The sequence below is a fragment of the Clavibacter sp. GW821-FHT01D01 genome (assembly GCF_059422605.1).
Map to the genome: position 1 here is coordinate 18,332 of NZ_JBWKXC010000011.1, position 12,634 is coordinate 30,965.

15 protein-coding genes are annotated in these 12,634 nt (G+C 76.0%); 6 read left to right on the plus strand and 9 right to left on the minus strand.

From position 1 onward, the window contains the following. Nucleotides 1-66 precede the first annotated feature (66 nt). The 6 genes from mptB to hemE all read right to left on the minus strand — a co-directional run bounded on the left by mptB (nucleotide 67) and on the right by hemE (nucleotide 5,466). Nucleotides 67-1,704, minus strand: a complete 1,638-nt coding sequence (gene mptB, locus AC07VC_RS13565) for a polyprenol phosphomannose-dependent alpha 1,6 mannosyltransferase MptB (protein ID WP_494675078.1) — start codon at nucleotides 1,702-1,704, stop codon at nucleotides 67-69. Between the two features lie 22 nt (nucleotides 1,705-1,726). Then, on the minus strand, nucleotides 1,727-2,002 hold the full coding sequence (locus tag AC07VC_RS13570; RefSeq protein WP_317229878.1) for a DUF3618 domain-containing protein: 276 nt from the start codon (nucleotides 2,000-2,002) through the stop codon (nucleotides 1,727-1,729). Next, nucleotides 1,992-2,408 (minus strand): phage holin family protein, encoded by a 417-nt coding sequence (locus AC07VC_RS13575; RefSeq protein ID WP_094115037.1) that lies wholly within the window; start codon nucleotides 2,406-2,408, stop codon nucleotides 1,992-1,994. Before AC07VC_RS13575 ends, AC07VC_RS13570 begins: the two co-directional genes overlap by 11 nt. A gap of 32 nt (nucleotides 2,409-2,440) precedes the next feature. Further along, on the minus strand, nucleotides 2,441-2,782 hold the full coding sequence (locus AC07VC_RS13580) for a YtxH domain-containing protein (protein WP_317229877.1): 342 nt from the start codon (nucleotides 2,780-2,782) through the stop codon (nucleotides 2,441-2,443). Nucleotides 2,783-2,909: 127 nt separating this feature from the next. After that, nucleotides 2,910-4,349 (minus strand): protoporphyrinogen oxidase, encoded by a 1,440-nt coding sequence (gene hemG / locus AC07VC_RS13585; RefSeq protein WP_494675077.1) that lies wholly within the window; start codon nucleotides 4,347-4,349, stop codon nucleotides 2,910-2,912. Continuing rightward, entirely contained in the window at nucleotides 4,342-5,466 is a 1,125-nt protein-coding gene (gene hemE / locus AC07VC_RS13590; protein WP_494675076.1) for a uroporphyrinogen decarboxylase, read from the minus strand. Before hemE ends, hemG begins: the two co-directional genes overlap by 8 nt. Before the next feature lie 93 nt (nucleotides 5,467-5,559). Between hemE and AC07VC_RS13595 the strand changes: the two genes are divergently transcribed. From AC07VC_RS13595 to AC07VC_RS13610, 4 genes are read left to right on the plus strand one after another with little or no spacing between them, the layout of a single operon-like run. Further along, the gene (locus AC07VC_RS13595; protein WP_317230877.1) at nucleotides 5,560-6,879 is read left to right on the plus strand and encodes a glutamyl-tRNA reductase; all 1,320 of its coding nucleotides are present in this window, start codon (nucleotides 5,560-5,562) and stop codon (nucleotides 6,877-6,879) included. A gap of 44 nt (nucleotides 6,880-6,923) precedes the next feature. After that, nucleotides 6,924-7,511 (plus strand): GNAT family N-acetyltransferase, encoded by a 588-nt coding sequence (locus tag AC07VC_RS13600; RefSeq protein WP_494724469.1) that lies wholly within the window; start codon nucleotides 6,924-6,926, stop codon nucleotides 7,509-7,511. Nucleotides 7,512-7,524: 13 nt separating this feature from the next. Further along, nucleotides 7,525-8,130: a GNAT family N-acetyltransferase gene (locus tag AC07VC_RS13605; RefSeq protein ID WP_494675074.1), complete on the plus strand. Its 606-nt coding sequence runs from the start codon at nucleotides 7,525-7,527 to the stop codon at nucleotides 8,128-8,130. 9 nt (nucleotides 8,131-8,139) lie between these two features. Next, nucleotides 8,140-8,679, plus strand: coding sequence for an NUDIX hydrolase (locus tag AC07VC_RS13610; RefSeq protein WP_317231229.1), 540 nt, complete (start codon nucleotides 8,140-8,142; stop codon nucleotides 8,677-8,679). On the opposite strand, the gene AC07VC_RS13615 is transcribed toward AC07VC_RS13610, so the two are convergent. Beyond that, the gene (locus tag AC07VC_RS13615; protein WP_494675073.1) at nucleotides 8,669-8,992 is read right to left on the minus strand and encodes a hypothetical protein; all 324 of its coding nucleotides are present in this window, start codon (nucleotides 8,990-8,992) and stop codon (nucleotides 8,669-8,671) included. The genes AC07VC_RS13610 and AC07VC_RS13615 overlap by 11 nt on opposite strands. Before the next feature lie 149 nt (nucleotides 8,993-9,141). Between AC07VC_RS13615 and AC07VC_RS13620 the strand changes: the two genes are divergently transcribed. Further along, on the plus strand, nucleotides 9,142-9,315 hold the full coding sequence (locus AC07VC_RS13620) for a CsbD family protein (RefSeq protein WP_015489305.1): 174 nt from the start codon (nucleotides 9,142-9,144) through the stop codon (nucleotides 9,313-9,315). Nucleotides 9,316-9,427: 112 nt separating this feature from the next. On the opposite strand, the gene AC07VC_RS13625 is transcribed toward AC07VC_RS13620, so the two are convergent. Together AC07VC_RS13625 and AC07VC_RS13630 are read right to left on the minus strand one after the other, a co-directional pair. After that, nucleotides 9,428-10,609 (minus strand): AMP-binding protein, encoded by a 1,182-nt coding sequence (locus AC07VC_RS13625; protein ID WP_494675072.1) that lies wholly within the window; start codon nucleotides 10,607-10,609, stop codon nucleotides 9,428-9,430. A gap of 19 nt (nucleotides 10,610-10,628) precedes the next feature. Further along, nucleotides 10,629-11,540, minus strand: coding sequence for a 1,4-dihydroxy-2-naphthoyl-CoA synthase (locus tag AC07VC_RS13630; protein ID WP_494675071.1), 912 nt, complete (start codon nucleotides 11,538-11,540; stop codon nucleotides 10,629-10,631). A gap of 72 nt (nucleotides 11,541-11,612) precedes the next feature. Here AC07VC_RS13630 and AC07VC_RS13635 point away from each other — a divergent pair, with 72 nt between their 5' ends. After that, a complete protein-coding gene (locus tag AC07VC_RS13635; protein WP_494675070.1) occupies nucleotides 11,613-12,599 on the plus strand; it encodes an o-succinylbenzoate synthase in 987 nt (328 codons plus the stop codon). Nucleotides 12,600-12,634: the final 35 nt, after the last annotated feature.

A 12,634-nucleotide genomic window follows, 5' to 3' on the forward strand; every position in this document is an offset into this window, starting at 1 on the left:
TCCCGTCGGTGGTGTCCCGGGAGAACGTCCCGAGCGGGCGCGCGCATTCCCGCGCGGCCGCCCGCGTCAGGCCGGGGGCTGCCGCGCGGCGGAGAACTGGTGGCGCGGCGCGCGCAGGGCCCGGAACGGATCCGTCCCCGCGAGTCCCTGCAGCCCCGGCGCGAGCACCCCGAGGACGCCCACGACCGTGACGGCGACCACCAGCACCCGCGGCCACCCGGAGGCCACCGAGTGCACCACGGCCATGGGCTCCAGCAGGTTGACGCCGACGAGGAACACCGTGGCGGACACGGCGAGCGACATGGCCGCGCCGTCGGCGATGCCGACCACCGCCAGGATGACGAGCACCCACAGGCCGTACCAGGGGTAGACCACGGGCGACATCGCGACGACGCACGCGAAGGCCAGTGCGAGGCGCGCCTCGCCGGAGAGCGTGCGGGTCGTGAGGATGCACCAGGCGGCGCCCGCGAACCCGAGCAGGATGCCCGCGGTCTTGATCCCGCCCTCGACGGCGCCGCCGGGACCGCCGAGCGCCTCCACGAGCGGCCCGATCGCCCCCGCCGCGATGCCGAACGGCATGAACCACGACACCACGGAGACGGGGCTCGACAGGGCGGAGATCCAGCCCAGGCCGACGCCGAGGAGCTCCCCCGCGAGCACGAGGAGGCTCATGGTCGCGACGCCGGAGGCGACCCACGCGGCCCAGACGCGCGGATCGCGAGTCGGCGGGCGGAGGCCCGGCACCGCGCCCACGGACCCGTCGACGGCGACGCCCGCCGGCGCCCGGTCGTCGACGCGGCGCGCGCGCATCTCCGCGTGGACGATGGCGATGATCGGCAGCGCGAGCAGCGCGATGGGCTTCACGGCCACGGCGCCCGTGACCAGGAGGACGCCGAGCACCGGCCGCGAGTCGATGGCCGCGAGCAGTCCCGCGACGAGGAGGCCCATCATGAGGGCGTCGTTGTGGGCGGCCATCACGAAGTTGAAGGCCACGAGCGGGCTCGCGGCGAGGAACCACACCGTCCGGACCGGGTCGATGCGGCGCCGGCGCGCGATCCGCAGGCCGCACGCGACCATGAGCACGACGCCGAGGACGGCGACGCCGCGCGCCGCGAGGACGGCGGCCTCGACGCCGAGCGCCGTGTCGATCCCGCCGATGACGCGCTCGATGGCGAGGAAGAGCGGGCCGTAGGGCGCGGGGTTGTGGGCCCACAGCGGGTCGACGCCCGTGCTCCGCCAGTCGTCGAGCACCGCGGGGCCGTGCTCGTAGGGGGAGAGCCCGGCCGCGAGCACCCGGCCCTGGGCGATGTAGGAGTAGACGTCGCGGCTGAACAGCGGCGCGCTCGGCAGGAGCGGGACGGACCAGAGCACCGCGAGGCGCAGCGTGGCCGCGAGGCCCGACGCGCCGAGGCGCGGGAGCAGCGCCCCCAGGAGCAGCCAGGCGGCGGTGAGCATGACGCCGCCGACGACGACGGCGACGGATCCGATGCCCGTCGCGAGGGCCGACACCCGGAGCGCGCCGATGACGGGCAACCGGCTGAGGCCCGACTCGGCGGGCGTGTGCCCGACCACGAAGGACGCGACGAGGAGGAGCAGCGAGCCCGCGAGCCCGACGGCCCCCGGGAGCAGCAGCGGGTGCGCCCCGAGGTCGCCGGGCTCCGGCGCCGTGCGGCGGCGCGGGCGCCGGGGCTCCCCCGCGGTCACGACGAGCGCCTCGTGCGGCGGGTCAGCGGCGCGCGGCGCGGGCCACGGCCCAGACCACGCCGCCGACGACGACCACCGCGCCGACGCCCACGGCGACGAGGAGCAGCGGGTCCTCGTCGGCCGTGCGGCGGATGCGGCGGCGGAGGTCGGCGATGCCCTCGCGGGCACGACGGCGGACGTTCAGCTTCCCCTCGAGGGCGTCGAGCGTGGCGGAGATCTCCTCGCGCGTGTGCTGGATGTCGAGCTTCAGCTCGGTGCGGGACCGGGGTCCCGTGGGGCGGGGGCGATCAGTGGTCATACTTGCCCGTCCCCTTCACCGCGTCGACGTCCTCCTTGAGGCTGTCGACGGTCTCCTCGGGGGTCGGCGGGACGCCCTTCTTGATCCAGCGGATGCCGAGCAGCGCCAGCACCGCCGTGATGAGGAGGAACACGCCCGCGACGATGAGCGCGGACAGCCACGGCGAGAACGCCTCGGACAGGCCGAGGATCGCGGCGGCGACGAGCACCAGGAACGCGATGAACGCGAAGAACAGGGCCACGACGAGGAAGCCGGCACCGATCCCCGCGTGCTTGAGCTTGGAGACGAGCTCGTTCTTGAACGACTCGATCTCGTCCTTGATCAGCTGGACGATGAGCGTCGGCAGGTCGGCGACGAGCCGGACGAGCGAGCGCTTGCTCTTCGGATTGAGATCCTGATCCGTCATGCGGGTTTCCCTCCTGGGGATGGGCGGGCGGGTCAGCGGGTGGTGCCGGAGCCGTTCGGCTCGGGCGATGCGGGGTCCATGGTCGGGTAGTGCGAGGTGGAGGCGCTCGACGGCGTGGAGCCGTGGGAGGCGTCCTTCTTGCCGCCCGTGACGGTGCCGACGACCTTCTTGGCGCCGCCGACGACCGCGTGCGCGACGTCGGGGGTGTGGTCCTTCACGAAGCCGGCCGCGTTGTCGACCTGGCGCTGGACCTTCGGGTCGTCCCAGACCTTCTTGGCGTTCGTGCGGATCTGCTCGTAGCGCTTGCGGCCGGCGCGGGCGCCGAGCACGTAACCGACACCGGCTCCGGCGACGAAGAGAAGCTTGCCTTTCATGGGAGATCTCCGATCGTTGAGGGGGCACGTGCAGCACACGCCCGTTCAGCGTATCCCTCCGGCGCACCCGCGTGGTCGGGCCGGGCGGCGCGGGCGCTGCCCGGCCAGGGGCGGCGCGGGGAGCGCATCAGCGGGCGAGGACGCGCGCGGCGGCGGCCTGCGCGTCGGCCACGACGGAGGCGAGTCCGGTGCCCGCGACGGCGGATCCGGTGATCTCGAGCCCCGGGTGCTCCGCGGCCTCGTCGCGGACGGCCTGCACGCGCTCGCGGTGCCCGGAGGCGGCGAACGGGAGGGCGTTGGTCCAGCGCACGCGGGCGGATCCGGTGACGCGTCCCGCGAGCGGGACGCCGAGGAGCGCGGACGCGTCGCGCACGGCGATCGCGGTCAGCTCATCGTCGGGCACGCCCGCCGTGTCGTCGTCGCCGCCCGCGCGCCCGTAGGAGAGGCGGAGGACGTGCCGGTCGCCCGCGAGCTCCCGCAGCCACGGCCACTTGGCGGTGGCGTGCGTGAGGGCCTTGGCGCGGATCCCCGGGGCGTCGGCGGCGACCAGCACGCCGGTGCCGCGCGGCGCCGCATCGAGCCCGGGGGCGCGCACGACCAGGGTGACGAGCTCGACGGAGGACGGCGCGGGCCAGCCCTCCGTGACGGCGCGCGGCGCGAGCCCGGAGAAGAGCCGGACGAGCGCCGCGGCCGGGATCGCGAGCACCACGCCGGCGGCGTCGATGCCGCGGCCGTCCGCGAGGTCGACGTGCCAGTCGTCGTGCGCGGCCGCGCCCTCGTGCGAGCGGTGCCGGTGCACGGACGAGACGGCGAGCGACGTGCGGACGTCGACGCCGAGGCGCTCCAGGTCGGCGACGAGCGCGTCGACCAGCAGGTGCACCCCGCCGACGATGCCGCTGACGGCGGATCCGGCGGGCGAGGCGGCGCGCATCGACGCGACCGCGCGCCCGAGCGAGCCCTGCTCGGCGAGGCCCTGGCGGAGGCCCGGGGCGACCGCGTCCGCGTCGACCTCGTCGGGGTGGGCGCTGTGCACGCCCGAGACGATGGGGGCGACGAGCCGGTCGACGACGCGGTCGCCCATGCGGGCCCGCACGAGGCCGCCGAGCGTGCGCTCCCGGGCGCCGACCACGGCGGGGAGGAGCAGGTCGGCCTTCGCGCGGACGACGCCCGCGCGGCCGATGGCGGTCGCGATCGTGGGATCGAACGGATGCGCGGGGATCCCGAGGAGGCCCGTGCGCGGCAGCTGGATGGCGCGCTCGGCGAGCTGGACCCACGCGCCGTCGGGGTTCGGCTGCACGATGCGGTCGCCGAGGCCGAGCTCGGCGAGGAACGCGGCGACCGTGCCGCGGCGGGTGGCGAAGCTCTCCGCGCCGCTGTCGAGCCGCAGGCCGTCGACGACGTGGGACCCGACGGTGCCGCCGAGCGCCGGCGAGGCCTCGACGAGGATCACCCGGCGGCCGGCCAGCGCGCAGGCGCGGGCCGCGACGAGCCCGCCCACCCCGCCGCCGATGACGACGACGTCGGTCGGGTCGACCTCGCCCGCCTCCTGACGCGGATCGCTACTCACGGACGAGGTCCACGATGCGCGTGAGCACGGTCGGGTCGGTCTCGGGCGGGACGCCGTGGCCGAGGTTCAGGATGTGCGCCGGGGCCGCCTTCCCGCGCTCGAGCACGTCGCGGACGTGCGCCTCGAGGATCGGCCACGGGGCCGCGAGCAGCGCCGGGTCGACGTTCCCCTGCACGGGCACCGACCCGCCGAGCCGGCGCGAGGCCTCGTCGAGCGGGATGCGCCAGTCGACGCCGACCGCGTCGACGCCCACGTCGTGCATGGCGCCGAGGAGCTCGCCCGTGCCCACGCCGAAGTGGACGAGCGGCACCGTGCCGCCGTCCGCCGCGGTGACGGTGCGCACGTGGTCGAGCGCGAGGGCCGACGCGGGGGCGACGCGCTGCGTGTAGTCGGCGAGCGACAGGCCGCCGGCCCAGGAGTCGAAGAGCTGCGCGGCGGACGCGCCCGCCATGACCTGCGCGTGCAGGAAGACGCCGGTGATCCGGGCGCACCAGCGCATGAGGGCGTCCCAGGCGTCGGGATCCGCGTGCATGAGGCCGCGGGCGGCGATGTGGTCCTTGCTCGGCCCGCCCTCCACGAGGTAGGCCGCGAGCGTGAACGGCGCGCCGGCGAAGCCGATGAGCGGGGTGTCGCCGAGCTCGGCCACGGTGCGGGCCACCGCCTGGCGGATCGGCTCCAGAGCGGCCGGGTCGAGCGACGGGAGGGCGGCGACGTCGGCCGCGGTGCGGACGGGGTGCTCGAGCACCGGCCCGCGTCCCGCGACGATGTCGACCCCGACGCCCGCGAGCTTCAGCGGGATGACGATGTCGCTGAAGAAGATGCCCGCGTCGACGTGGTGGCGGCGCACCGGCTGCAGCGTGATCTCGCTGGCCATCTCCGGGTTCAGGCACGCGTCGAGCATGCGGGTGCCGACGCGCAGCTCCCGGTACTCGGGCAGCGACCGGCCGGCCTGCCGCATGAACCACACGGGCGCGCGCTCCCCGCGGTGGCCGCGGTACGCCTCGACCAGCAGCGACGACGCGGTGCGGGTGTTGAGGGGGTGCTCCGCGGGGAGCGGGACGGCGGCGGACGCGGGCGACGAGGAGGGGGCGGTGGGCGTGATCACGGGGAAGATCATCGCATCCCGCGCCTGCGCGCCCGCTCGGCCGGGAGGCAGGGCAGGGCACCCTCACCGGCGGCGACCACGCGGCCGGGAGGTTTACCATGGGGTGTGCTCATATGTCTGACGGCGAGTCATCACAACGCCAGCTTCGAGGTCCTCGAGAAGCTGTCCGTGGCCGCACCCTCCGTCGCCGGCACGCTCATGGAGCGCAACGACTTCATCGCAGGGGCCGTGGTCCTCGCCACCTGCAACCGCTTCGAGGCCTACCTCGACGTGGAGGAGCCCCTCACCGCGGCCCGCGCCCTCGCCGTGGAGGCCACGGTCGACGTGGTCAGCGGCGCCAGCGGGATCGCGCGCGACGACGTCCGCGGCAGCGTCGACGTCAAGTGCGGCGATGCCGTGGCCGAGCACCTGTTCGCGGTCTCCTCCGGCCTCGAGTCCGTCGTCGTGGGCGAGGGCGAGATCGCCGGCCAGGTGCGCCGCGCCCTCGAGGGCGCCCGCACCGGCGGCACCACGAGCACGGGCCTCGAGCGCCTCTTCCAGACCGCGTCCAACACCTCCCGCGGGGTCAAGACCCGCACGGGCCTGCAGAGCGCCGGGCGCTCCATGGTCCGCCTCGCGCTCGACCTCGCCGAGAGCCGCATCGCCGACTGGTCCGCCACCCGCGTGCTGCTCGTCGGGACGGGCGCCTACGCGGGGGCGAGCCTCGCGGCCCTCCGCGACCGCGGCGTGCACGACGTCCACGTCTACTCGCCCTCCGGCCGCGCCCGGAAGTTCGCCGGGCCCCACGGCATCCCCGCGGTCGAGGGCCGCGACCTCCTCCGCGCGCTCGCCGCCTCCGACGTGGTCGTCACCTGCAGCACCGCCCCCACCGCCGTGCTCGCGGCGCACCACATGCAGGCCGCCGCCGCCGTCTCCGGGGACGGCCGCCGTCGCCTGGTCATCGACCTCGGGCTCCCCCGCAACGTCGACCCGGACGTCGTCACCGTCGAGGGCGTCGAGCTCCTCGACCTCGAGACCATCAGCCTCCACGCCCCGCTGCGCGACCTCACCGCAACGGACGACGCGCGCGAGATCGTCAGCACCGCGGCGGCCGAGTTCCGCGCCGCCAGCGCCGAGGACGAGGTGGCCCCCGCCGTGGTCGCCCTCCGCACCCACATCTTCGACGTGCTCGAGGGCGAGCTGGAGCGCGTCCGGCGCCGGGGCGACTCCTCGGAGGCGACCGAGAGGGCCCTGCGCCACCTCGTGAGCGTGCTGGTGCACCAGCCCTCCGTCCGCGCCCGCGAGCTCGCCCGCCAGGGCGAGGGCGCCCGCGTCGTCGACGCCGTGCAGGCGCTGTTCGGCCTCGACGTGGAGATGCCCGCCGCGGTCTCCTCCCCCGTCGCCGTGGCGCTGCCGCGCGCGGCCGAGGCCGGCTCGGCATCGTGAGGCCCCGCGTCCTCCGCGGCCCGCGCCTCGACGCGCCGCTCAGGATGACCGCCCCGGTGCGCACCGAGCGCCTGGTGATCCGGCCCTACACGGCCGACGACCTCGACGACTACGCCGACATCCAGCGCCGGCCCGACGTCGTCGAGTACATGTTCTGGCCGCTCCGCGACCGCGAGGCGTCGCGTCGGCACCTCGCCCAGCGGCGTCGGCGGACGCGGCTCGAGCAGAGCCACGACTTCCTCGGGCTCGCCGTCGAGCTGCCCGACGAGCCGAGCCTCAACCCGCGCGCCGGGTCCGGCCGCGTCATCGGCGACGTGTCGCTGCTCCTCCGCAACGCCGCGTCCCGTCAGGTCGAGGTCGGCTGGGTCATGAACCCGGACTTCGGCGGCCGCGGCTACGCCACCGAGGCGAGCCGGGCCGTGCTCGACCTCGCGTTCCAGCGGGCGGGCGCCCACCGCGTCCTCGCGCAGCTCGACGCCCGCAACACCTCCTCCGCGCGCATGGCCGAGCGCCTCGGCATGCGCCGCGAGGGGTGCTTCCGCGAGGAGCACCTCGTCAAGGGCGAGTGGGTCGACAGCCTCTACTACGCCGTGCTGGCGGACGAGTGGGCGGCGACGCCGCCCGCTCCCTGACCCGGAGCCCCAGGTGGACGGCGACCTCCCCGCGCTCGACCCGGTCGAGGTGCGCGGCCCCGTCCGCACGTCCCGGCTCCTGCTGCGGCCGTTCACGCCGGACGACGTCGTCGCGCTCGACGCCTACGCCGCCTCCCCGGGCGCCCGTCCGCACCTGGCCGGGACCGCGTCGGATCCGGCGCGCATGCTGGCCGAGCGGCGGGGCTGGACCCGCCTCGCCGCGGTCGGCGACCGGCTGGCGCTCGCGATCGAGCTGCCCGCCCAGGGCGCCCGGCCGGCGCGCGTCGTCGGCGAGGTTCACCTCCTGCTGCGCGATCCCGGAGCGCGGCAGGCCGAGATCGGCGTGGTCCTCCACGCGGACGCGCGCGGCGCGGGCCTCGCGGCGGAGGCCGCCGGCCGGATCCTCGAGCTCGCGTTCGCCGAGGCGGGCGTGCACCGCGTCGTCTGCCGGATCGATGCGGCCGATGCGGCAGCCCTGGCCCTCGCCGCGCGCCTCGGCATGCGGCGGGAGGCGCTCCTGGTCCACGACAGGTGGGTGCGCGGAGCGTGGGCCGATACCGTGGTCGTGGCCCTGCTCGACGTGGAGTGGGCGGCTCGCACGAGCCTCGACGGACCGTAGGAGGAACGCGTGACCACGACGCCCGACCCCGCCCGACGCGTCGTCGTGCCCGTCATCGACGACGACGACGATGACGACCTCGACGAGGGCGACGCCGTCGATCCCGCGCACCGGCCCGCCGCCCGCCGCTCCCCCGACCAGCGGCCCCTGCGCGTGGCCGCGCTCGCCCTCGTGCGCGACCGGCGGGTGCTCATGGTGCGCGTCGAGGGGCAGGACGTGCTCTACCTGCCGGGAGGGAAGATCGAGCCCGGCGAGGGCGCCCGGCAGGCGCTCGTGCGCGAGGCCGCTGAGGAGGTCGGGCTCGACATCGACCCCGCCACCATCGAGGACCTGTTCACGGTGCTCGCCGACGCGCACGGCGCGCACGCCGGGCGCCTCGTGAGCATGACGGTCTACCGCGCGGAGGCGCGGGAGGGGACCCGGCAGGAGCCGGTGGCGTCGGGCGAGGTGGCCGAGGTGGAGCTCGTCGGATCCGCGGACGCCGACCGGTGCCCGCCCGCGGGGCAGGAGGCGCTGGAGCGCCTCGTGGCGCTCCGGCTCATCGACTGACGGCGTCCGTCGGCCCGGCCGCCGCATCGCCCGCCGTGCCGTCCGCGGCGTCCGCGCCGTCCGTGGCGGATGCCGCGGTCAGCTCGGCCGTGCGGGTCGCGCGCACCTTACGGCGCTGGTCGACGAAGGCCACCACCGCGACGAGCGTCGCCAGGCCGCCGGCCGCGAGCGCGCCGCTGACCTGGCGGACGCCGTCGACCTGCACGGCGGCGACGAGGATCGCGACGGTGAACGCGGCCATGACGACCGCCACGGCGAGGATCAGCCAGGACAGGAGGCCCTTCGCGCGGGCGTCGGGGGTGCGGGTGGCCATGCCTCCATCCTCCCACGGGCCGTCTGCCGGGGGCCGTGCGGCGGGATCCGCGCCGCTGCCACCCGTGCGTCCGGTGGGAGCCCGATGACGCCGGCCGCGAGCGGGCGTAGCGTCGGAGACGTCCCACCCACCGAACGAAGGAGCGATGCATGAGTGCAGACGACAAGGCCCAGAACACCGGCGAGAAGCTCGCGGGGAAGGCCGAGGAGGCCTTCGGGAAGCTGACCGGCGACGACAGCAAGGTCGCCGAGGGCGAAGCGAAGCAGGCCGGGGCAAGCGCCAAGCAGGCCGGCGAGAACGTGAAGGACGTCTTCAAGAAGTAGCACTTCCTCGAGGGACGTCCCTCCTGAGGGGCGAGGGGCCGGATGCGGTGCATCCGGCCCCTCGTCATGTCCGCGCGGGCGTCCGGGTACGGCGCCCGCGCCGACGGGCGGGTCAGGCGCGCGCGTCGCCGTCCGCCAGCACCCGCAGCGCGCGGCGGTCGGGCTTCCCCGACGGCAGGGCGGGCAGCGGGTCGATCCCGCGGACGAGCGCGGATCCCGCGACGCGGCCGAGGCGCGCGGCGAGGTCGGCCCGGACGTGCTCCGCCAGCGCCGGATCCACCGCGCCCGGCACGAAGACCACCGGCCGCTGCCCCCACCCGGCGTACTCGCCGGGCACCGCGACGGCCTCGCCCAGGCGCGGATCGACGCCGGCGAGCGACCGCACGGCCTCCTCGACGGCCGCGAGCCGGAGCTTCTCGCCGCCCGAGATGACCACGTCGTCGAGCCGGCCCGTGATGCGCAGGACGCCGTCCACCAGCTCGCCGCCGTCGCCCGTGCGGTACCAGCGCCAGCCGTCGTGCTCGCCGAAGGCCGCGTCGGTCGCGCCCGGGTCGCCCAGGTACCCCTCCGCGAGCATCGGACCCGCCAGCTCCACCTGGCCGTCGACGACGGCGACCTCCGCGGTCGCGACCGGGACGCCGTCGTAGACGCATCCGCCGGCGGTCTCGCTGGATCCGTAGGTGCGGACCACGCGCCACCCGAGCGCCGCGGCGCGGTCGGCCAGGTGCGGCGGGGTCGCCTGGCCGCCCACGAGGATCGCGTCGAGGCGCCGCACCGCGTCGCGGACGCGCCCGGCCTCGCCGCCGGGGCCGCCCTCCGCCGCCTCGACCAGGCGGTGCAGCTGGGTCGGCACGAGCGACGTGTACCGGGCCACCCGGGCGTCGAGGGACGCGGCGAGGTCCGCGAACGCGCCCGGGTCGAAGCGCCCGGGAGCGAGGACCGCAGGTGCGGTGCCCGCGGCGATGGAGCGCACGAGCACCTGGAGGCCGGCGATGTAGTGCGTGGGGAGCGCGAGGATCCACTGGCCGGGCGCCCCGAGCGCGGTCTGCGACGCCGCGGCGCTCGCGAGGAGCGCATCGGAGGACAGCGCGACGCGCTTGGGCCGCCGCGTCGTGCCCGACGTCTCCACGACGAGCGCGACGCGGCGCTCGACCTCCGCGGGCGGCGGCGGATCCCCGGCGTTCGGCGCGTCGACCGGCCGCGCGAGGAGGGCGGGGCCGTCACCCGCCAGCGCCGCGCGCAGGAGCGGCACGACGTCGGCGCCGTGCGCGGTCAGCCGCTCCAGCCGCCTCACGGGTGCAGGACCCGCCGGATCAGAACTGCCACGGGAACGGCGACCAGTCCGGTGCGCGCTTCTCGAGGAAGGAGTCGCGGCCCTCGACGGCCTCGTCGGTGCCGTAGGCGAGGCGCGTGGCCTCGCCGGCGAACACCTGCTGGCCGACCATGCCGTCGTCGACCGCGTTGAACGCGTACTTCAGCATGCGGATCGCGGTGGGCGACTTCCCGAGGATCGTCTCGGCCCACTCGAGCGCCGTGGACTCGAGCTCGGCGTGCGGCACGACCCGGTTGACCGCGCCCATCTCGAGCATGCGCTGGGCGCTGTGCTCCTCGGCGAGGAAGAAGACCTCGCGCGCGGCCTTCTGGCCGACCTGGCGGGCGAAGTAGGCGGACCCGTAGCCGCCGTCGAACGAGCCGACGTCGGCGTCGGTCTGCTTGAAGCGGGCGTGCTCGGCGGAGGCGAGGGTGAGGTCGCAGACGACGTGCAGCGAGTGCCCGCCGCCGGCCGCCCAGCCGGGGACCACGGCGATGACGACCTTCGGCATGAAGCGGATGAGGCGCTGCACCTCGAGGATGTGCAGGCGACCCGCGCGCGCCGGGTCGACGCCCTCGGCGGTCTCGCCCTCGGCGTACCTGTAGCCGTCCCGTCCGCGGATGCGCTGGTCGCCGCCGCTGCAGAACGCCCAGCCGCCGTCCTTCGGGCTCGGGCCGTTGCCCGTGAGCAGCACCACGCCGATGCGGGGGTCCTGGCGCGCGTGGTCGAGCGCCTGGTACAGCTCGTCGACCGTGCGCGGCCGGAAGGCGTTGCGCACCTCGGGGCGGTCGAAGGCGATGCGCGCGACCCGACCGGCGAGGTCGTGGTGGTACGTGATGTCGGTGAAGCCCTCCGCGAGGGGGACGTCGCGCCAGCGGGTGGGATCGTGGATGTCGGAGACCTGCTTCACCATGCGCCCAGCCTATTCGCCGGGTGCGGGACCGTTGCCGGGTGCAGGACCGGCGCCGGGTGCGAGGCTGGTCCCATGCTCCCCCCGATCGACGACCTGCTCGCTACCGTCCGCGTCGTCGCCCTCCCGCTCCGCACGCGCTTCCGGGGCCTCGACGTGCGCGAGGCCGCGCTCCTGGAGGGCCCGCTCGGCTGGACGGAGTTCTCCCCGTTCGTCGAGTACGACGACGTCGAGTCCGCCGCCTGGCTCGAGGCCGCGATCGACTTCGGATGGACCGCGCCCCCCGCGCCGCTCCGCGACCACGTGCTCGTCAACGCGACCATCCCCGCGGTGGATGCCGGGCGCGTGGCCGAGGTGCTGGCGCGGTTCCCCGGCTGCCGCACCGCGAAGGTGAAGGTCGCCGAGCGCGGCACGGTGCTCGCCGACGACGTGGCGCGGGTCGCCGAGGTGCGGCACCTGCTGGGACCGGAGGGCCGCGTGCGCATCGACGCGAACGCGGCGTGGACGGTCGACGAGGCCGAGCACGCGATCCACGCCCTGGCGGAGCACGACCTCGAGTACGTGGAGCAGCCCTGCGCGTCGGTGGAGGAGATGGCCGAGCTGCGAGGCCGGATCCGCCACCTCGGCGTGCCCGTCGCCGCGGACGAGAGCGTGCGCAAGGCCGAGGATCCGCTCCGCGTGGCGCGGGCGGGCGCGGCCGACCTGCTCGTCGTCAAGGCGCAGCCGCTCGGCGGCATCCATCGGGCGCTCGGCATCACGCGGGAGGCGGGCCTCCCCGTGGTCGTGTCCAGCGCGCTCGACACGAGCGTGGGCATCTCCATGGCCGCGCACCTCGCGGCGGCGATCCCGGAGCTCCCCCACGACTGCGGCCTCGGCACGGTCTCGCTCTTCGTCGAGGACGTGACGGCGGACCCGCTCGTGCCGGTCGACGGCCGGATCCCCGTGCGCCGCGTGACGCCGGACGCGCGGCTCCTCGACGCGCACGCCGTGGACGGCGAGCGCCGGGCGTGGTGGACGGACCGGATCCGCCGCACCCACGCTGTGCTGGCCGCGCGCGGCTGAGGCGCACCCGGGCGCCGGGCACTCGGCACCCGGCC